This window comes from Pseudoxanthomonas sp. Soil82, from assembly GCF_040446535.1.
GTDB lineage: Bacteria > Pseudomonadota > Gammaproteobacteria > Xanthomonadales > Xanthomonadaceae > Pseudoxanthomonas > Pseudoxanthomonas kaohsiungensis.
This window is the reverse complement of the sequence record NZ_JBEAAK010000003.1, coordinates 248788-267097: the sequence shown is the minus strand read 5'-3', so window position 1 is coordinate 267097 and position 18310 is coordinate 248788. Positions and strand designations below refer to the sequence as shown.

16 protein-coding genes are annotated in these 18310 nt (G+C 71.1%); 5 read left to right on the top strand and 11 right to left on the bottom strand.

Annotated features, from left to right (window positions below; translation table 11 throughout):
• Positions 1-4 precede the first annotated feature (4 nt).
• A complete protein-coding gene (locus ABKA19_RS10195) occupies positions 5-793 on the bottom strand; it encodes an enoyl-CoA hydratase-related protein (RefSeq protein ID WP_353688806.1) in 789 nt (262 codons plus the stop codon).
• Positions 794-919: 126 nt separating this feature from the next.
• On the opposite strand from ABKA19_RS10195, the gene ABKA19_RS10190 reads away from it, so the two are divergent.
• The 3 genes from ABKA19_RS10190 to ABKA19_RS10180 are packed head-to-tail and all read left to right on the top strand — an operon-like array spanning position 920 to position 3306.
• Entirely contained in the window at positions 920-1180 is a 261-nt protein-coding gene (locus ABKA19_RS10190) for a FeoA family protein (protein WP_202935558.1), read from the top strand.
• Positions 1177-3036, top strand: coding sequence for a ferrous iron transporter B (feoB, locus tag ABKA19_RS10185; RefSeq protein ID WP_353688805.1), 1860 nt, complete (start codon positions 1177-1179; stop codon positions 3034-3036). The genes ABKA19_RS10190 and feoB overlap by 4 nt, the downstream gene beginning before the upstream one ends.
• Before the next feature lie 9 nt (positions 3037-3045).
• On the top strand, positions 3046-3306 hold the full coding sequence (locus ABKA19_RS10180; RefSeq protein ID WP_502945759.1) for a DUF6587 family protein: 261 nt from the start codon (positions 3046-3048) through the stop codon (positions 3304-3306).
• A gap of 331 nt (positions 3307-3637) precedes the next feature.
• Here the strand turns inward: ABKA19_RS10180 and ABKA19_RS10175 are convergent, their stop codons facing one another.
• The 8 genes from ABKA19_RS10175 to ABKA19_RS10140 all read right to left on the bottom strand — a co-directional run bounded on the left by ABKA19_RS10175 (position 3638) and on the right by ABKA19_RS10140 (position 11113).
• Positions 3638-4975, bottom strand: a complete 1338-nt coding sequence (locus tag ABKA19_RS10175; protein ID WP_353688804.1) for a family 8 glycosyl hydrolase — start codon at positions 4973-4975, stop codon at positions 3638-3640.
• Between the two features lie 97 nt (positions 4976-5072).
• Entirely contained in the window at positions 5073-5522 is a 450-nt protein-coding gene (locus ABKA19_RS10170; RefSeq protein ID WP_353688803.1) for an SRPBCC family protein, read from the bottom strand.
• Positions 5523-5607: 85 nt separating this feature from the next.
• A complete protein-coding gene (locus tag ABKA19_RS10165) occupies positions 5608-6384 on the bottom strand; it encodes an SDR family NAD(P)-dependent oxidoreductase (protein ID WP_353688802.1) in 777 nt (258 codons plus the stop codon).
• Positions 6385-6425: 41 nt separating this feature from the next.
• Complete coding sequence (locus ABKA19_RS10160; protein WP_353688801.1) at positions 6426-7172, bottom strand: SDR family oxidoreductase; 747 nt, start codon at positions 7170-7172, stop codon at positions 6426-6428.
• 8 nt (positions 7173-7180) lie between these two features.
• The gene (locus ABKA19_RS10155) at positions 7181-8788 is read right to left on the bottom strand and encodes a carboxyl transferase domain-containing protein (RefSeq protein WP_353688800.1); all 1608 of its coding nucleotides are present in this window, start codon (positions 8786-8788) and stop codon (positions 7181-7183) included.
• Positions 8789-8909: 121 nt separating this feature from the next.
• Positions 8910-9311: a hypothetical protein gene (locus ABKA19_RS10150; protein WP_353688799.1), complete on the bottom strand. Its 402-nt coding sequence runs from the start codon at positions 9309-9311 to the stop codon at positions 8910-8912.
• A 150-nt stretch (positions 9312-9461) separates the two neighbouring features.
• Positions 9462-9815, bottom strand: a complete 354-nt coding sequence (locus tag ABKA19_RS10145; protein WP_353688798.1) for a hypothetical protein — start codon at positions 9813-9815, stop codon at positions 9462-9464.
• A gap of 122 nt (positions 9816-9937) precedes the next feature.
• The gene (locus tag ABKA19_RS10140; RefSeq protein ID WP_353688797.1) at positions 9938-11113 is read right to left on the bottom strand and encodes a thiolase family protein; all 1176 of its coding nucleotides are present in this window, start codon (positions 11111-11113) and stop codon (positions 9938-9940) included.
• A gap of 173 nt (positions 11114-11286) precedes the next feature.
• Between ABKA19_RS10140 and ABKA19_RS10135 the strand changes: the two genes are divergently transcribed.
• Positions 11287-14157 carry a S8 family serine peptidase gene (locus tag ABKA19_RS10135; RefSeq protein ID WP_353688796.1) on the top strand — a complete coding sequence of 957 codons (2871 nt, stop codon included), beginning with the start codon at positions 11287-11289 and terminating at the stop codon, positions 14155-14157.
• A gap of 388 nt (positions 14158-14545) precedes the next feature.
• On the opposite strand, the gene ABKA19_RS10130 is transcribed toward ABKA19_RS10135, so the two are convergent.
• Positions 14546-15703 (bottom strand): isovaleryl-CoA dehydrogenase, encoded by a 1158-nt coding sequence (locus ABKA19_RS10130; protein WP_353688795.1) that lies wholly within the window; start codon positions 15701-15703, stop codon positions 14546-14548.
• 631 nt (positions 15704-16334) lie between these two features.
• A complete protein-coding gene (locus tag ABKA19_RS10125; protein WP_353688794.1) occupies positions 16335-17435 on the bottom strand; it encodes a Glu/Leu/Phe/Val family dehydrogenase in 1101 nt (366 codons plus the stop codon).
• 226 nt (positions 17436-17661) lie between these two features.
• On the opposite strand from ABKA19_RS10125, the gene ABKA19_RS10120 reads away from it, so the two are divergent.
• The gene (locus tag ABKA19_RS10120) at positions 17662-18303 is read left to right on the top strand and encodes a TetR/AcrR family transcriptional regulator (RefSeq protein WP_353688793.1); all 642 of its coding nucleotides are present in this window, start codon (positions 17662-17664) and stop codon (positions 18301-18303) included.
• Positions 18304-18310: the final 7 nt, after the last annotated feature.

Here is an 18310-nt window from a genome sequence, read left to right as displayed (position 1 = left end):
CGGGCTAGCCCCGTGCCGCCCAGGCCGGCGGACGTTTTTCGAGGAACGCACCGATGCCTTCCTGGCCTTCCGGCGACACCCGCAGGCGCGCGATCAGGTCGGCGTTGGCGCGGTCGCGGGCGGGCGCGTCGTCGCGGCCGGCCGCGTCGCGCACCAGCACCTTGGCCAGCGCCGTGGCATGGGGGGCGGCCCGGCACAGCAGGTCCACCTGCGCGGCGACCGCCCCGTCCAGCGCCGCGGCGTCCACGACCTGGTGCAGCAGGCCGACCTGCAGGGCGGTGGCGGCATCGAAGGCCTCGGCAGTGGCGAACCAGCGGCGGGCCTGGCGCGGGCCGATCGCATCGATCACGTAGGGCGAGATCACCGCCGGGAGCAGCCCGAGCCGGCTCTCGGTGAGGCCGAAGCGCGCCTGCGGCGTGCCGATGGCGATGTCGCAGCAGGCCACGAGGCCGACGCCGCCACCGAAGGCCGGCCCGTGCACCCGGGCGATGGTCGGCCGCGGCAGTTCGTCCAGGGTGCGCATGAGGCGGGCCAGGGCGAGGGCGTCGGTACGGTTCTCGTCCTCGCTGGCCGCGGCCATGCCACGCATCCATTGCAGGTCCGCGCCGGCGGAAAAGGAGGTGCCTTCGCCCTCCAGGACCACCACCCGGACCGCGGTGTCGTCGCCGGCGGCCCGCAGCGCGGCGGTGAGCGCGGCGATCAGCGCCGGATCGAACGCATTGTGCAGGTGCGGCCGGTTCATGCGCAGGCGCAGCACGGGGCCGGCGTGTTCGATCAGCAGCGGTTCGGCCATCGTCGTTTCCGGGACATCGCAGCCCCGGATGATAGCCGCGCGGCCGCATCCGGCCATGACGCGCCGCGGCGCGAGGCCGGCCACCGGATGCTACAATTGAGAACAGTTCTTGATACCGGATCACCCGTGACGCTGTCCGACCTGCCGCCACGCACGCCCGTCGTCGTCGAGTCCGTCGAGGACCGGCACCCGCACGACCCCATTGCCCGCCGCCTGCGCGAACTGGGCTTCGTCGCCGGCGAACCGGTCCAGGTGGTAGCGCAGGGTCCGTTCGGTGCCGAACCGCTGCTGGTCCAGGTCGGCTATACGCGCTTCGCCCTGCGTCGCGCCGAGGCGGCGCGCGTGCGGGTGAGCGCCTCGGCGGCCGGCCGGGAGGCCGGTGCATGAGCGCGCAGGCCGTTCCGATGCGCCTGGCGCTGCTGGGCAATCCCAATTCCGGCAAGACCGCGCTGTTCAACCAGCTCACCGGCAGCCGGCAGAAGGTCGCCAATTACGCTGGCGTCACCGTCGAGCGCAAGGAGGGCCGGCTGCACTCGCCGGGCGGGCATACCTACGCCGTCCTGGACCTGCCCGGGGCGTACAGCCTGACGCCGGCCAGCCTGGACGAGGCGATCACCCGCGACCTGTGCCGCGGCTTCTATCCCGGCGAAGCGGCCCCCGACGTGCTGGTCTGCGTGGTCGATGCCACCAACCTGCGCCTGCACCTGCGCTTCGTGCTCGAAGTGCGGCAGATGGGCAAGCCGATGATCGTGGCCCTGAACATGAGCGATGCCGCCCAGCGCCGCGGCATCGCGATCGACCGCGACGCGCTTGAACGGGAACTTGGCGTGCCGGTGGTGGAGACGGTGGCCATCCGCCACCACGGCGCGCGCGCGCTCGTGGAACGCATCGACCAGGTAGCCGCCCATCCGCATCCGCCCGGCGTGCATCTGTCCGCCGATGCCGACCTGCACGCCGAGACCCGGCGCCTGCTCGCGGCCACGGTCAGCATGCCCACCCGCACGGCGAGGATCGACGACGCGCTGGACCGCTGGCTGCTGCATCCGCTGTTCGGGCTGCTCACGCTGGCGGTGGTGATGTTCCTGATCTTCCAGGCCGTCTACGCCTGGGCCACCCCGGTCATGGACCTCATCGAGGCCGGCACCGTTGCGCTGGGCGAATGGGTGGGCGCGCGCATGGGCGAGGGGCCGCTGGCCAGCCTGGTGGTCGACGGCATCATCGCCGGGCTGGGCGGGGTGATCGTGTTCCTGCCGCAGATCCTGGTGCTGTTCGCCTTCATCCTGGCGCTGGAGGAGTCGGGCTACCTGCCGCGCGCGGCGTTCCTGCTCGACCGGATGATGGCCGGCGCCGGCCTGTCGGGGCGCTCGTTCATCCCGTTGCTGTCCAGCTTCGCCTGCGCCATTCCCGGGATCATGGCCACCCGCAGCATCCAGGACCCGCGCGACCGCCTGGCCACCATCCTGGTCGCGCCGCTGATGACCTGCTCGGCGCGACTGCCGGTGTACGCGCTGCTGATCGGCGCCTTCATCCCGGCACGCCAGGTGTGGGGCGGCTTCAACCTGCAGGGACTGGTGCTGTTCGGCCTGTACATGGCCGGCATCCTCAGCGCGCTGGCGGTGTCGTGGGTGATGAAGAAGTGGCGCCGCGACAAGGGCGAGCACCCGCTGATGCTGGAACTGCCGTCCTACCGCCTGCCCAATCCGCGCGACCTGCTGATCGGCCTGTACGAGCGCGGCATGATCTTCCTCAAGCGCGTGGGCGGAATCATCTTCGCCCTGACCGTGCTGCTGTGGGTGCTGCTTTCGTTCCCGGCGCCGCCGGCCGATGCGACGATGCCGGCGATCGACTACAGCTTCGCCGGCCGCATCGGCCACGCGCTGGCGGTGGTGTTCGCGCCGCTGGGGTTCAACTGGCAGATATGCATTGCGCTGATCCCGGGCCTGGCCGCGCGCGAAGTCGCGGTGTCCTCGCTGGCCACGGTCTACGCGCTGTCGGCCGCCGACGACGACGCGGCCGCGCAGGCGCTGCTGCCGCTGCTGCAGGATGGCTGGTCGCTGGCCACCGGCCTGTCGCTGCTGGTGTGGTTCATCTATGCGCCGCAATGCATCGCCACCTGGGCGGCGATCAAGCGCGAGACCGGTTCGTGGAAGACGATGGCGATCGCCGCCGGTTACCTGTTCGCGCTGGCCTACCTGGCGTCGCTGCTGACCTACCAGGTCGCCGTGCGGCTGGGTGGCGGCTAGGGCCGGGCGATGACCTTGGAGCTGCCGCTGTGGCTGCAGTACCTGGTGGTCGGCGCCATCGTCGCGGCCGCGCTGTGGATCTTCGCCAGGAAGCAGCTGCCGGGCCCGTTGCGCCGCGTGCGCCTGGCGCTGGCCGCGCCGCTGGTGCGCGACGGCCGCCCGGCGTGGATGCGTTCATTGGCGCGGCGCATCGCGCCGCCGGGATCGGGCAGCGGCGCATCGGCCTGCGGCGGCTGCGACAACTGCGGGCCGGAGCCGAAGCAGCGCTGACCGCCGGTTGGATGGCGTTGTCGCGGCCGGAAAGGCAGCCGGCCAGGGCCGGCTCTACGAAGAGCGTCTTGCCCCGCGGTAAGGACTGACACTTCGTCGAACTTCCGTAGGACCGGCGCCGGTTAGATGGCCGTTGGACGGTCCGTGGGCCGCAACCGGTGGCTCCTCGTAGAGCCGTCCCCGAGCCGCGACCTGCCGCCCTCGTGGGGCCGGCCCTGAGCCGCGGCCTGCCACCCTTCGTAGAGGCCTCCCGGAGCCGCGGCCTGCGGCCCTCGTAGAGCCGGCCCTGGCCGGCTGCTCTTGCGAGGCGCGACCCGCTGGTTGGCTTCCCCTAGTTCCCGGCCTCTCCATGCTCCGGCAGCCACGCGCGGAAGTCGCCGCTGCAATGGAGCAGGGCCATCAGGTAAAGCATGCCGTCGTAATAGCGATGCTGGCCGCTGGGCACCGGCTGGTCCCACAGCGCGCGCACGAACGCCAGCCGGCGCGGATGGTCGGCGGCCAGGCTGGCCACCGCGTTGGTTGCGACCAGGCCGGTGGTCTGGCCGCCGCCCAGCGGCTTGCCGTCGAGCGTGTACAGGCTCTGGTAGTCCGCCATGCCCTGGGCTTCGAAGAACGCCTGCAGGCGGTTGCTCATCTCGACCTGGCGCGGATCGAGCGCCCACCACGACCAGTCCACCGACCAGTTCATCGCGCTGCGCCAGGCGTCGTAGCGGAAGTCCGCCGACTCCGGCCGCCACGGCGCCGCCCAGGGCGTGCCGTCGAAGTTGCCGTAGTCGGGAGTCAGCGCGGTCCGCGGATGGGCGGCCCTGGCGAAGTAGTCGCGGCTGACCAGCGCGGCCTCGCGCCAGAACGCCCGGTCGGCCTGCGGCCCGACCCGCGCCCAGACCTCGTAGAACGCTGGCAGGTGGTAGGACGCATCGGTGTGCGCCGCATTGGCCAGGTCGGGGGTGAAACGCACCATCTTCGCGTCGTGGTCGAACAGGTTGACCGCGGTCATCTCGCCGCGCGCGGTCATGCCGGTGATCGGCTGGCGATGGAGGACGTCGGCCAGCAGGCGATCGGCCTGGGCGCGGTAGTCGTAGCGGCCTTCGCCATCGTCCCAGCGCTGGGCGGCGAAGTAGAGCGCGGTGATGAAGTACTCCTCGCCGTCGGGCGCGGGCATCTCGTCGATCGGCACGCCGTCGGTGCGCACCGACCAGGCGAAGTAGCCGTAAGCCGGATGCGCCGGATCGTCCTGGTACATGTGGGTCACGGCCCAGTTCCAGATCGCGTCGAACTCCGCCTTCCGGTCCAGCTGCACGGCGATCATCATCCCGTAGGACATGCCTTCCGAGCGCACGTCGCCGCTGTTGACGTCGTGGATGTAGGCGAGCGGGCCGTGCTCGTTGCTGCCGTCTTCGTAGTAAACCGCCTGCTGCGCCTTGTCGCCGTGGAACAGCTGCTGGAAGGCGGCCTGGATCTTCGCTTCGACCTCGGCGCGGGCATAACCGGCTTCGGCGAACAGGTCCGGATAGGCGCCAGTGGCCACCGCGCCGGCCGGCGCAGTGGCGCTTGCCGCCGGTGTCGCCGCAGGCGCTGCGGGCCCGGCTCCGGTCCGCGTGCATGCTGCGGCGAACAGGGCGAGCAGCAGCATGCCGGTGGAGCGGACGGTACGAAGACGGGCGGTCATGCGGTTCCTGCGTGGGCGAGGGCGACGGGCCGTCGACGCTAGCAGAACGGCCGCGCCATGCGCACCGGCATGGAATGGCGCCGTGTCTCTCCGCCGGTCATTCGTCCGGGATTTCCGGCTCGACCAGCCGGGCCAGTTGCTCCAGCGATTCCTGCCAGCCCAGGTAGCACATCTCCACCGGAATCGCCTCGGGGATGCCTTCCTGCACGATCCCCACCTCGGTGCCGCATAGCACCGCCCTCAGCGACACGGTGACCTGCATCTCGCCGGGCAGGTTCGGATCATCGAAGCGGTCCACGTAGCGCACCCGCTCGTCCTGGACCAGTTCGAGGTACTCGCCGCCGAAGGAGTGGCTGTGCCCGGTGCCGAAGTTGGTGAAGGCCATGCGGAAGCGGCCACCGACGCGCGCCTCCATCTGCTCGACCCGGGCGGTGAAGCCATGCGGCGGCAGCCACTTGGCCATCGCCTCGGCTTCCAGGAAGGCGCGATAGACGCGCTCGGGCGGGCAGCGCAGGACGCGATGCAGGTGGACGGTTCCAGTGGCCATGGGATTCTCCTGTCGATGGCTTTGCGGTTTGTTCCGGGACGACGCGCCAGCCATGCGCGGATCGACACGCGCACGGGCAGCGTATTCAGCGCATGCCCTTGTGCTGGCCGCCATCGATCGGCACGCACGCGCCGGTGATCCATTGCGCGCGCGGCGAAGCCAGGAACACCGCGACATCGGCCACTTCCTGCGGCGTGCCCATGCGGCCCCAAGGAATGGTGCCGCGCACGGCTTCGTAGCGCGGCGGATCCTGCCGCCGGGCCTGGTCCCATAGCCCGCCCTCGAATTCGATCGAGCCCGGCGCGATCGCGTTGGCGCGGATCCGATCCGGGCCGTGGAAAATCGACAGCTTCTTGGCGTAGGCGATCAGCGCGGCCTTGGCCGAGGCATAGCCGAAGTCCGGTCCGGGGCTGGCCTCCAGGCCGGAAATCGAGGCGACCAGGATGATGCTGCCGCCGCCGGCGGCCTTCATCCAGGGAATCACCTGCGCGCAGGCGCGGGCTGCCGCCAGCACGTCCAGCTGCAGGCTCGCCTCGAAATCGGCTACCGACGGGCCCAGTGCCAGCGCCGAGGCGTTGTGCACGAGCACGTCCACGCCGCCCAGCGCCTGCCGCGTGCCGTCCAGGAACTCCGCCAGCGACGCGGCGTCGGCCAGGTCGCAACGGCGCACGTGCGCCCGCCGCCCCTGCGCGCGCAGCGACGCCTCGACCTCGTTCAGTGCATTGCGTCCACGGGCACCGGCGCCGCGCGCGCAGACCGCCACGTCCGCGCCCTCCGTGGCCAGGCCAAGCGCGATCGCGCGGCCGATGCCGCGGCTGCCGCCGAGCACCACGCAGCGCTTGCCATGCAACTGCAGGTCCATAGGGTTCCTCCTCCGATCCGCCCGGATCGCGATACGCGTGCTCAGCGGCCGCCGGCCACGTCGATGAAGCCGCCGGTGCTGTACGAGGCCTCGTCCGAAAGCAGCCACAGGATCGCCTGCGCCACTTCCTCCGGCTGTCCGCCGCGGCGCATCGGTACGAACGCCTTGACCCGGTCCACCCGGCCGGGTTCGCCGCCTCTGGCATGCATGCCGGTGTAGATGAACCCGGGTCGCACGCCGTTGACGCGGATACCTTCCTGCGCCACTTCCTGGGCCAGTCCGCGGGTCAGCGTGTCCAGCGCCCCCTTGGAGGCGGCGTAGTCGACGTACTCGCCCGGCGAGCCGGTCAATGCGGCCACCGACGACACGTTGACGATCGCGCCCCCCTGGCCGCCATGGCGGGTGGACATCCGGCGCACGGCCTCGCGGCAGCAGAGCAGGGGACCGACCACGTTGGCGTCCAGCACCCGGCGCACGCGCGCGGCGTCCATGGAATCCAGGCGCATCTGGGTCTCCAGCACGCCGGCGTTGTTCACCAGCGCATCGAGCCGGCCGAAACGGGCGTCCAGCCGGGCGAAAAGGCCGGCCACCTGCGCCTCGACCGCGACGTCGGCCTGCAGGGCGGCCGCGTCGCCGCCGTCGGCAACGATCCGCGCGACCACCTCGTCGGCCGCGTCGGCATCGCGCAGGTAGTTCACCGCGACCGCATAGCCGCGCCTGGCGGCCAGCAGCGCGGTCGCCGCGCCGATGCCGCGCCCGCCGCCGGTCACGAGGACCACCTTGCGCATCGCCGCGGTCACATCCGGAACACGCCGAACCGCGCCGGCTCGATCGGCGCGTTGAGCGAGGCCGACAGTGCCAGTCCCAGCACGCGGCGGGTGTCGGCCGGGTCGATGATGCCGTCGTCCCACAGCCTCGCGGTGGCGTACCACGGGCTGCCCTGCTGTTCGTACTGCTCGCGAACCGGCGCCTTGAAGGCCTCTTCCTCGTCGGCGCTCCACTGGCCGCCACCGGCTTCGATCGCATCGCGGCGCACGGTCGCCAGCACGCTGGCGGCCTGCTCGCCGCCCATCACGCTGATCCGCGCATTCGGCCACATCCACAGGAAGCGGGCGCCATAGGCGCGGCCGCACATGGCGTAGTTGCCTGCGCCGAAGCTGCCGCCGATGACCACCGTGAACTTGGGCACCGAGGAACATGCCACCGCGGTGACCATCTTGGCCCCGTCCTTGGCGATGCCGGCGTTCTCGTACTTGCGGCCGACCATGAAGCCGGTGATGTTCTGCAGGAACACCAGCGGGATGCCGCGCTGGTTGCACAGCTCGATGAAGTGCGCGCCCTTGAGCGCGCTTTCGGCGAACAGGATGCCGTTGTTGGCGACGATGCCGACCGGGCAGCCGTGGACGTGGGCGAAGCCGGTGACCAGGGTCTTGCCGTAGCGCGCCTTGAACTCGTCGAACTCGCTGCCGTCCACCAGGCGGGCGATGACTTCGCGGATGTCGAACGGGCGGCGCGTGTCCGCCGGCACGATGCCGTAGAGCTCCTCGGCCGGATACAGCGGCTCGCGCGGTTCGCGCAGCGCCACCGGCACCGTCTTGGCGCGGTTGAGGTGGCCGACGATGCCGCGCGCGATCTGCAGCGCGTGCGCGTCGTCCTCGGCGTAGTGGTCGGCCACGCCCGACACCGCCGTGTGCACGTCGGCGCCCCCCAGCGCCTCGGCATCGACCACCTCGCCGGTGGCGGCCTTCACCAGCGGCGGGCCGCCGAGGAAAATCGTGCCCTGGTCGCGCACGATCACCGACTCGTCGCACATCGCCGGCACGTAGGCGCCGCCGGCGGTGCAGCTGCCCATCACCACCGCGACCTGCGGGATGTTGTCGGCGCTCAGCCGCGCCTGGTTGTAGAAGATCCGGCCGAAGTGCTCGCGGTCGGGGAACACCTCGTCCTGCAGCGGCAGGAACGCGCCGCCGGAGTCGACCAGGTAGACGCACGGCAGGCGGTTCTCGCGCGCGATCTCCTGCGCGCGCAGGTGCTTCTTGACCGTCATCGGGAAGTAGGTGCCGCCCTTGACCGTGGCGTCGTTGGCCACGACCACCACCTCCTGGCCCATCACCCGGCCGATGCCGCAGACCATGCCCGCCGCGGGCGCGGCACCGTCGTACATGTCCTCCGCGGCGAGCGGGGCGATCTCGAGGAACGGAGATCCGGGATCGAGCAGGGTGTCTATGCGCTCGCGCGCCAGCAGCTTGCCGCGCTCGGTATGGCGCTGCCGCGCCTTGTCGCCGCCACCGGCGGCGGCTCGCGCCAGGCGGCGGTGGAGTTCGTCCGCCAGTGCGCGGTGGTGTTGGGCGTGCGCGGCGAATTCGGGGGATCGGGGATCGATCTGGCTGCGGAGGGGAGGCATGGGCGTCCTGGCGTGCGGATGCCCGAAGGATACGTGAGGTCGCGCGCGCGGCCTTCTGGCGGCGCAGCAAGGCGCGACCGCCGCGCGGATCCGCCGATGCGCCGGCGGATCCGCGGGGACGTCAGTTTTCCTCGGCCTTGCGCTCGGCGGCTTCGGCCGCTTCGCGGGCCTCGGCGGCGGTGCGCTCGGCCGCGTCGGCGGTGGCATCGGCGGCGCGAGCGGTGGCGTCTGCGGTTGCGTCGGCTGCGCGGCTGGCCGCATCGCGGGTCGCCGCTGCCGCGTCCGCGAGCGCCTGCTCGGTGTTGGCCGCGGCCTGCTCGGCCTGCACTTCGGCCTTGGCACCGGCTTCCTGGGCTGCGTCGACCGCGTTGGCGGCGGCATGCTCGGTCGCGGCGGCAGCGTGGTCGGCCGCGGCGGCGGCGTGCTCGCCCGCGCGCTCGGCTTCCGTTTGCGCCGGCTGGTTGCACGCGGCCAGGGGAATGGCCAGCACGGCGGCGGCCAGCAGCAGGGTACGGTGTTTCATGGTCAGGCTCCTTGGGTTGGCGGGACGCGTCGGAGCTTGCCGCGACCGGGTTCATGGCGCCGTGAATCCCTGGCGCGTGGTTCGGTTCCCGGAAAGAGAAAAGCCGCCGGTTTCCCGGCGGCTTTTTGGTACAGCAGGAAGGTCAGCAGATTACTGCTTGACTTCTTCCTTGGCCTCTTCGGCAGCGTCCTTGGCCTGGTCGGCCACGTCGGCAGCAGCCTCGGCGGTGTCGGCAGCAGCCTCGGCGGTCGCGTCGGTCGCGGCGCCAGCGGTGGCGGCAGCGGCGTCGGCGGCGGTGTCGGCGGCAGCGGCAGCGGCGTCAGCAGCGCCCTGGGCAGCGTCGGCGGTGGCGGCGCCGGCGGCAGCGGCCGAGTCGGCGGCAGCCTGGGCTTCGGCAGCGGCGGCGTCAGCAGCCGCGGCGGCGTCCTGGGCCTGCTCCTGCTTCGAGCACGCGGCCAGGGCCAGACCCAGGGCCAGGGCGATCAGCAGCTTGTTGATGCTCATGTTGGATATTCCTCGTCGTTAGTTTGGGCAACGCGCGGTTGCGCGCCGGCAACATGATGACAAGCCCGTTTCCACTGTCAAGCGGGCGGTGGTCATCTTCGTGGAAATACCGTGAAAACCGATTACACCACTTCCAGGGCGATCGCGGTAGCCTCGCCGCCGCCGATGCACAGCGCCGCCACGCCCCGCTTCAGCCCCCGCGTGCGCAGGGCGTTGACCAGGGTCACCACCAGGCGGGCGCCGGAAGCGCCGATCGGATGGCCCAGCGCGCAGGCGCCGCCGTTGACGTTGACCTTGGCGTGGGGGATGCCCAGCTCCTTGATCGGGGCCATGGCCACCACCGCGAATGCCTCGTTGATCTCGAACAGGTCCACGTCCCCGACCTTCCAGCCGGCCTTCTCCAGCAGGGTGGAGATTGCGCCGACCGGCGCCGTGGTGAACCACTCCGGCTGTTGCGAGAAGGTGGCGTGGGCGACGATCCGGGCCAGCGGCTGCAGGCCGCGTCGGGCGGCTTCGTCGGCCGACAGCAGCACGGTGGCGGCCGCGCCGTCGGAGATCGACGACGAGCTGGCCGCGGTGACGCTGCCGTCCTTCTTGAACGCCGGCTTCAAGGTCGGGATCTTGGCCACGTCGGACTTGCCCGGCTGCTCGTCGCTGGCCACCTCGACCTCGCCCTTGCGGGTGGCCACCTTGACCGGGACGATCTCGCCGTCGAACGCACCCGAGGCCTGCGCGGCCTGCGAGCGCTTCACCGACTCGATCGCGAACGCGTCCTGCTCCTCGCGGGTGAAGCCGTACTTGGCCACGGTCGCCTCGGCGAACACGCCCATCGCCTGGCCGTCATAAGGGTTGGTCAGGCCGTCCCAGGCCATGTGGTCCACGGCCTGGAAGCCGCCGTAGCGGTTGCCGGTGCGCGAGTTGGGGATCAGGTGCGGCGCGTTGGTCATCGACTCCATGCCGCCGGCGACCACGATGCTGGCCGAGCCGGCCTTGATCAGGTCGTGGCCGAGCATGATCGCTTTCATGCCCGAGCCGCAGACCTTGTTGATGGTGGTGGCGCCGGTGGCGGTCGGCAGGCCGGCGGCCAGCGCCGCCTGGCGGGCGGGCGCCTGGCCGAGGTTGGCCGGCAGCACGCAGCCCATGATCACCTCGGACACGTCGGCCGCCGGGATGCCGGACTGTTCCAGCGCCGCCGAAATCGCCGCAGCCCCCAGGGTCGGGGTGGGCACGCCGGTGAACTGGCCGAGGAAGGAGCCGATGGCGGTGCGCTTGGCGGCGGCGATGACGATGTCGGACATGGGGGATTCCTCTGCAGGTGGCGCGGATTCGAAGCACCGATTATCGGCGCAGCCGGCAACCGCCGCCAGCGCCCACCCGGGCAGGCGACAGGCGACGGTGTTTGCGGTATAGATCGGCCATGTCCGGGGGCCGGCGGTGCGAGCCGTCCAAGATCAACGAATCAGGTGACGCAATGCACATTTTCGGCAATGCAGGCGCACGCGGCGGCGTGGCGCGCTCGCTGTTGGCGGTCGCTATCGCGACCACGCTGGCGACCGGCCTGGCCGCCTGTGGCGGAGGTGGTGGTGGCAACCTGAGGTCGGGTTCGCCGACGGCGCCGCCGGTCTCGCCGCCCCCGCCACCGCCACCGCCAAGCTCGCCGCCCCCGCCGCCGCTGGTGCAGCCGCCGATCGACGCCCACCTGACCCTGACCCACGCCACCGCGGCCGAGCGCCAGGGGTACACCGGTGCCGGTTACCGCATCGGCGTGATCGACACCGGCGTCAACCGCAACCACCCGGCGCTGGCGGGGCGGGTGGCGGCCAACCTGACCTACGTGAGCGCCAGTCGCAACGACCTGAGCGTGGACGACAAGGTTGGCCACGGCACCACCGTCTCCCTGCTCGCCGCCGGCGCCGCCTACGGCAGCTGGCCGGGCGGCGTCGCCCCGGGGGCCTCGATCGTGTCGGCGCGGATCATCAACGACGAGCGCCCCACCGACGACGGCTCGGGCCAAGGCAACGAGGTCACCGGCGCCTTGGGCCTGAAGCCGATCCACCAGGACCTGCTGGCGCGCGGCATGCGGATCATGAACAACTCCTGGGGCGGCCTGTACTGGACCCAGGCCACCGCCACCGCGCCAATCGCCGACGAGTACCGTTTCTTCATCGTCGACAACGACGGCCTGGTGGTGTTCGCCACCGGCAACGAGAGCCGCCCCGATCCGACCGACATGTCCTCGCTGCCCAGCCAGCCCGGCCCCAACGGCACGATGCCGGCGGCCGACCTGGAACGCGGCTGGCTGGCGGTGGCGGCACTGGACACGTCCGACCCGACCCGGCTGATGTACTACTCCAACGCCTGCGGCCTGGCCAAGGACTACTGCCTGGTCGCACCGGGCACGGCGGTGTTCCCGTCCCATACCGACACCGGCACCGCGCCCAACCTGCGGTACGGCAGCGGCACCTCGTACGCGGCGCCGCTGGTCTCCGGTGCCGCCGCGGTGGTCTGGCAGAAGTTCCCGTACTTCACCAACGACCTGGTGCGGCAGACCCTGCTGGGCACGGCCACCGACCTGGGCGCGGCAGGCCCGGACGCGGTGTTCGGCTATGGCCTGCTTGACCTCGGCAAGGCGCTGGGCGGTCCGGCGAAGTTCGACTGGGGCGACGTCACCGTCAATTTCGCCGGCGAGTCGACCTGGACCAACCCGATCACCGGCGATGGCGGCCTGGTCAAGCAGGGCTCGGGCACCCTGGTGCTGGGCACCGGCAGCACCGCGCTCGAGTACACCGGCGCCACCCGCGTGCAGGCGGGCACGCTGAAGGTGGCCGGCACGCTGCGCTCGTCGGTGGCGGTAGACGCCGGCGCGCGCCTGACTGGCGCCGCCTGGCTCGGCGGCAACCTGACCAATGCCGGCACGGTCGCGATCGACCAGGGCATCACCACCGGCACGATGGAGGTGGTCGGCAATTACGTGCAAAGGCCCGGCGGCGTGCTCTCGATGGTGCTGGGCTATGGCGCGATGAAAGTGGGTGGCACGGCCACGCTCGAAGGCGGCACGGTGAACGTCGCCGGCGTGCGCAGCGGCTACACCTGGCAGGCGCGCGAGTACGTACTCACCGCCGATGGCGGCCTGACCGGCCAGTTCAGCGGCCTGACCGCGGCCTCCAGCATCTTCCTCAACGCCACCCTGGGCTACAGCGCCAACCAGGCCTGGATGGACATCACCCGACTGGACGTCACCGCCGCGGCGCTGAGCCTGGCCGACATCACCCCGGCGGCGTTCGGCGCGGCGCAGCGGGTGGAAACCGCGTTCGACGGCATCGACGACCAGCAGCGCGACGGCACTGGTGCGATCTCCGACGGCTTCATCCGCATCGCCGGCGACTTCCAGAACACCGCCAGCGCCAGCGCGGCGTCAGTCTCGCTGCGCAGCCTCTCCGGCGAAGTGCACGCCGCCGCCGCCGCGGCGACCTACGACACCCTGGACCTGGGGCGGCGTGCGTTGTCCTCGCGCTTCGACGACCTGGCCTCGGGCGGCCATCTTGCCGGCGGCTGGATGGAGGCGCTCGGTGGGTCGGCCTCGCAGGGCAGCGGCGTGGATGCGCAGGTCGACGGCTGGCTGGCGGGCCATGACGTGGCCCTGGGCGGTTCGATGGTCGCTGGCCTGGCCTTCGGCGAGTCGCGCATCGACAGCCGCATCGACGGGCTGGCCGACCGCAGCCGTGAGCGGCAGGCGCAGGCGCAGGCCTACCTCGGTCGGCACTGGAACCAGGCGTACCTGATGGGCCAGTTCGGCGCCGGCCAGTGGCAGCGGCAGATCGACCGCGAGCTGCTGCTGGGCGCCAGCCGTTACGGCGTGCACAGCGACTATGACGGCGACTTTGCCGTGGCCGGATTCGAGGCGGGCTACCGCTTCGACGGCGCGGCCGGCTCGCTGGTGCCGTACTTGGGCACCGAGCATGCGCAGGTGCGCAGCGACGGGTTTTACGAGCAGGGCGCGGCCGGGTTCGGGCTGCGCAGCGGCGATAGCACGTCCTCGCGTACCCAGGCCATCGCCGGCCTGCGTGCCAGCCGCGACTGGCGGCGGGTGAGCCTCAGCGGCTACGCGGAATGGCAGGAGACCCTGTCCAGCGATGGACTGGAACTCTCGGCCAGCTTCGTCGGCGTGGACAGCTGGTCGCCGCTGGCCGGGTCCAACCCGGCGCTGTCCGGCGGCATGGTTGGGCTGCAGGCGACCGCGTGGCTTGGGACCAACTCGACGCTGTCGTTCGGTTACGACCAGCGTTTCGGCCCGCGTGGGGACGCGAGCCTGGTGTCGTTGAAGTACGCGTTCGGGTTCTGATCCGGTAGAGCGGGGCTCGCCCCGCTGTGGGCCGCGCCGTTACATCCAGCCGGGCAAGCCCGGCTCTACCCGGTAGGCGGCGGCTTCTGTGGGCTGGTCCCGGCTCTGCGTCGGTGGGGCACGACGCAATGCGGCGCGGTGCACTGTCGTAGAGCGGGGCTTGCCCCGCTGCAGGGGTGCGACGTCGCATCCAGCCGGGCAAGCCCGGCTCTACGTAGTGCGACGTGACGTGGCGTCCAGCCGGGCAAGCCCGGCCCTACGTGGTGCGAGGTGACGTGGCGTCCAGCCGGGCAAGCCCGGCTATGTGGTGCGACGTGGCGTCCAGCCGGGTAAGCCCGGCCCTACGTGATGCGCGGCGCTCTGGGCAGGACCTGCGCGGATGGGGCGGTCAGCCGCGGCCGTCGAACAGTTCGCGGCCGATCAGCATGCGCCGGATCTCGTTGGTGCCGGCGCCGATCGCGTAGAGCTTGGCGTCGCGCAGGATGCGGCCGGTGGCGAACTCGTTGATGTAGCCGTTGCCGCCCAGCGCCTGGATCGCTTCCAGCGCCACCTGCACCGCCGCTTCGGACGCGTGCAGCAGGCAGCCGGCGGCGGCCGCGCGCGAGGCGTGGCCGGCGTCGAAGTCGCGCGCCACCTGGTAGGCGAACGCACGCGAGGACTGCAATGCGGTGTACATGTCGGCCAGCTTGCCCTGCATCAGGCTGAAGGTACCGATCGCCTGGTCGAACTGCTTACGCTCGCGCACGTAGGGCAGGGCGATGTCCATCGCCGCCTGCATCAGGCCGATCGGGCCGCCGGTCAGCACCAGCCGCTCGGTATTGAGGCCGCTCATCAGCACCCGCACGCCCTGGTTCACTTCACCGAGCACGTTCTCCTGCGGGATCGCGCAGTCCTCGAACACCAGCTCGCAGGTGTTGGAGCCACGCATGCCGAGCTTGTCCAGCTTCTGCGCGGTGGAGAAGCCCTTCATCCCGCGCTCGACGATGAAGGCGGTCATGCAGCGGCTGCCCGCGTCCTTGCCGGCGGTGCGCATGTACACGACCAGCACGTCAGCCTCGGGACCGTTGGTGATCCACATCTTGTTGCCGTTGGCGATCCAGACGCCGTCGCGCAACTCGGCGCTGCAGCGCATTGAGCCGACCACGTCCGAGCCGGCGCCCGGTTCGCTCATCGCCAGCGCGCCCTTCCATTCGCCGCTGCACAGCTTCGGCAGGTACTTCTGCCGCTGCGCCTCGTTGCCGTTGAGGTAGAGGTTGGACACGCACAGGTTGGAGTGGGCGCCGTAGCTCAGCCCGACCGAGCCGGACGCGCGCGAGATCTCCTCCATCGCCACCAGGTGGGCCAGGTAACCCATCTCGCTGCCGCCGTACTCGGCCGGCACGGTCATGCCCAGCAGGCCGAGCTCGCCCAGCTTGGGCCACAGGTCCTGCGGGAAGACGTTCTCCTCGTCGATCGCCGCCGCCCGCGGCGCGATCTCTGCCTCGGCGAACCGGCGCACCGCCTCGCGCAGGGCGTCGATCTCCTCTCCCAGCTGGAACGCGTGCATCGGATCCCCTGATGGTTACATGTGCACCCATTGTAGGTGCGCGCCGCCCCGGCCACACGTGCAGCTGCACAAAAGGGATGGACCCGGATCAGGGGGACGTCGCGATCGAGCGGTGGGCTTGGATAGCGTGGCGGTCCAGGCTTCCATGACCCGCAGACCCTGCGTCCGCGGTTTCCTGGTTTGTAGGAGCCCATCCTCATGGGCGACCGGGGGGTCGGACCTGCGGCGGCGTCGCCTGTGCCGAGGGCGCCGGGTCGCCGATGAATCGGCTCCTACATGGCGGCCCGGTTCTGAGCGCGGTTTCCCCACGTGTAGGAGCCCATCCTCATGGGCGACCGGGCGTCGGATCCACGAAGGCGTCGCCTGTGCCGAGGGCGCCGGGTCGCCGATGAATCGGCTCCTACAGGACGGCCCGGTTCGGGCGCGGTTTCCCCACGTGTAGGAGCCCATCCTCATGGGCGACCGGGGCGTCGGATCCATGAAGGCATCGCCTGCGCCGGTGGCGTCGGGTCGCCGATAAATCGGCTCCTACAATGCGACGCCCGCATCGAGGCGACTCCTGCCGCGTCGAACGCCGGCTTCCAGCCAAGGGGCGAGGCGGCCCGGAGCGGAGTGCAGCAGCAGGCCAGCCTCAATGCTCCCCGCGCAGGTGCCCCATCCGCGGGCGGGTGCGGCCCATCGGCAGCTTGAGCTTGCCGATCGCGGCCAGGCGCGCCTCGGCGATGCGGTCGGCGGCGTACTGCGGGCTGATCTTCTCCTTCTCGGACAGGTCGAAGATCTTCGAGACGTTGTAGTAGATGCTGCGGATCAGCCGCATCGCCCGCTCGCGGTTGTAGCCGTCGATCTCCAGCGACACGTTCATGACGCCACCGGCATTCACCGCGTAATCGGGCGCATACAGGATGCCGCGCCGGTACAGCTCGTCGCCGATCGCGTGGCTGGCCAGCTGGTTGTTGGCCGAACCGCAGACGATCTTGACCTTCAGCCGTTCCAAGGTCTGCGCATCGATGCTGCCTTCCATCGCGCACGGCGCGAACACGTCGGCGGCCACGTCGTAGATGTCGCTGCACGACACCGCCTCGGCGCCGTACTCGCTCACCGCGCGCTCGACCAGCTGCGGGTCCAGGTCGGCGACGAACAGCTTGGCGCCACGCTCCTTGAGCAGCTTCACCAGCTCCATGCCGATGTGGCCCAGGCCCTGGATCGCGATGCTCGTCTTGCCCACTTCCTCGTGGCCGAACTTGCGCTGCAGCGAGGCCATCAGCCCCTGCAGGGTGCCGTAGGCGGTGAACGGGGCCGGGTCGCCGGAGCCGCCATGCACCTGGTGCACGCCGGTGACGAACTCGGTCTCCAGGTAGATCTGCTCCATGTCGTTGACGTCGGTGCCGACGTCCTCGGCGGTGATGTAGCGCCCGCCCAGCGCCTCGACCGCGCGGCCGAAGGCGCGGAACAGCACCTCGCTCTTGTCCGTGCGCGGGTCGCCCAGGATCACCGCCTTGCCGCCACCGATGTTCAGGCCGGCCAGCGCGTTCTTGTAGGTCATCGTCCGGCTCAGGCGCAGCACGTCGCGCAGCGCATCGGCCTCGTTGGCGTAGTGGCGCATGCGCGCGCCGCCGACCGCCGGGCCGAGCACCGTGTTGTGCACGGCGATGATCGCCTTCAGGCCAGCCTCCGGGTTGTTGCAGAAGACGACCTGCTCGTGGCCGGAGGTGGCGAGGGTTTCGAAAAGCATCGGAAGGCTCCGCATCGTGTCGCGTGCGTCGGCGGGCGGGTCGCGACAGTGGCCGTGTGGCGTGGGTGGCTGGACATCGCCCGGCATTCCCGGGCCCCAGAAAACAAAAATGCGACGTGGCCAGGGGGAGGGGCGGTCGTCGCAGGGCGCATTCTAACCCCAGCCTTGTGACGCCGTTGGCGCCCCGGGCTTGAATGATACGAACGGTCGTGCTATTCAAGCCGCCATGACCCCGTCGACCGCCGCCGCCAGTACCGCCAAGGGCGCCAGCACCCGCGGGATGCTGCTGGAACGCGCCTGCGCCATGGCCGCCCGGGTGGGCCTGGAAGGGCTGACGATCGGCGAGCTGGCCAGCGCCGCCGGCATGTCCAAGAGCGGGGTGTTCGCCCACTTCGGCTCGCGCGAGGACCTGGTCCGGCAGACCCTGGACTGGGCCGCCGGGCAGTTCATCGCCGAGGTGATGACCCCGGCGCTGCGGCTGCCGCGCGGCATGCCGCGGCTGCGGGCGATCGGCAACGCCTGGCTGGCCTGGATCAGCGAGCATCCCGACGGCTGCGTGTTCCTCGGCGCGGCGATGGAGTACGACGGCCGTCCCGGGCCGATGCGCGACCACGTCGCCACCATGCTCGAGTCCTGGCGCGCCGCGCTCGAGCGCGCGGTGGCGCTGGCGGTCGAGGAAGGCCACCTGCGGCCGGGCACCGACCCGGCGCTGGTCGCGTTCCAGTTCCAGGCCCTGATGCAGGGCTACCACCATGCCCGCATGCACCACCCGCAGTCCGCGCGCGCCCTGACCGAGCGCGCGATCGCCGACCTGTTCGCGCGCTACCAGGCCGACGCGCCCGCGCCGGCCGCCTCCCCCCGTCCCTAAGTCCCGC

Excerpts from the sequence above, each read along its gene's own strand:
- ABKA19_RS10195 (WP_353688806.1), bottom strand. The coding sequence starts at position 793 with ATGGCCGAACCGCTGCTGATCGAACACGCCGGCCCCGTGCTGCGCCTG.
- feoB (WP_353688805.1), top strand. The coding sequence starts at position 1,177 with ATGAGCGCGCAGGCCGTTCCGATGCGCCTGGCGCTGCTGGGCAATCCC.
- ABKA19_RS10180 (WP_502945759.1), top strand. The coding sequence starts at position 3,046 with ATGACCTTGGAGCTGCCGCTGTGGCTGCAGTACCTGGTGGTCGGCGCC.
- ABKA19_RS10175 (WP_353688804.1), bottom strand. The coding sequence starts at position 4,975 with ATGACCGCCCGTCTTCGTACCGTCCGCTCCACCGGCATGCTGCTGCTC.
- ABKA19_RS10170 (WP_353688803.1), bottom strand. The coding sequence starts at position 5,522 with ATGGCCACTGGAACCGTCCACCTGCATCGCGTCCTGCGCTGCCCGCCC.
- ABKA19_RS10165 (WP_353688802.1), bottom strand. The coding sequence starts at position 6,384 with ATGGACCTGCAGTTGCATGGCAAGCGCTGCGTGGTGCTCGGCGGCAGC.
- ABKA19_RS10160 (WP_353688801.1), bottom strand. The coding sequence starts at position 7,172 with ATGCGCAAGGTGGTCCTCGTGACCGGCGGCGGGCGCGGCATCGGCGCG.
- ABKA19_RS10155 (WP_353688800.1), bottom strand. The coding sequence starts at position 8,788 with ATGCCTCCCCTCCGCAGCCAGATCGATCCCCGATCCCCCGAATTCGCC.
- ABKA19_RS10150 (WP_353688799.1), bottom strand. The coding sequence starts at position 9,311 with ATGAAACACCGTACCCTGCTGCTGGCCGCCGCCGTGCTGGCCATTCCC.
- ABKA19_RS10145 (WP_353688798.1), bottom strand. The coding sequence starts at position 9,815 with ATGAGCATCAACAAGCTGCTGATCGCCCTGGCCCTGGGTCTGGCCCTG.
- ABKA19_RS10140 (WP_353688797.1), bottom strand. The coding sequence starts at position 11,113 with ATGTCCGACATCGTCATCGCCGCCGCCAAGCGCACCGCCATCGGCTCC.
- ABKA19_RS10135 (WP_353688796.1), top strand. The coding sequence starts at position 11,287 with ATGCACATTTTCGGCAATGCAGGCGCACGCGGCGGCGTGGCGCGCTCG.
- ABKA19_RS10130 (WP_353688795.1), bottom strand. The coding sequence starts at position 15,703 with ATGCACGCGTTCCAGCTGGGAGAGGAGATCGACGCCCTGCGCGAGGCG.
- ABKA19_RS10125 (WP_353688794.1), bottom strand. The coding sequence starts at position 17,435 with ATGCTTTTCGAAACCCTCGCCACCTCCGGCCACGAGCAGGTCGTCTTC.
- ABKA19_RS10120 (WP_353688793.1), top strand. The coding sequence starts at position 17,662 with ATGACCCCGTCGACCGCCGCCGCCAGTACCGCCAAGGGCGCCAGCACC.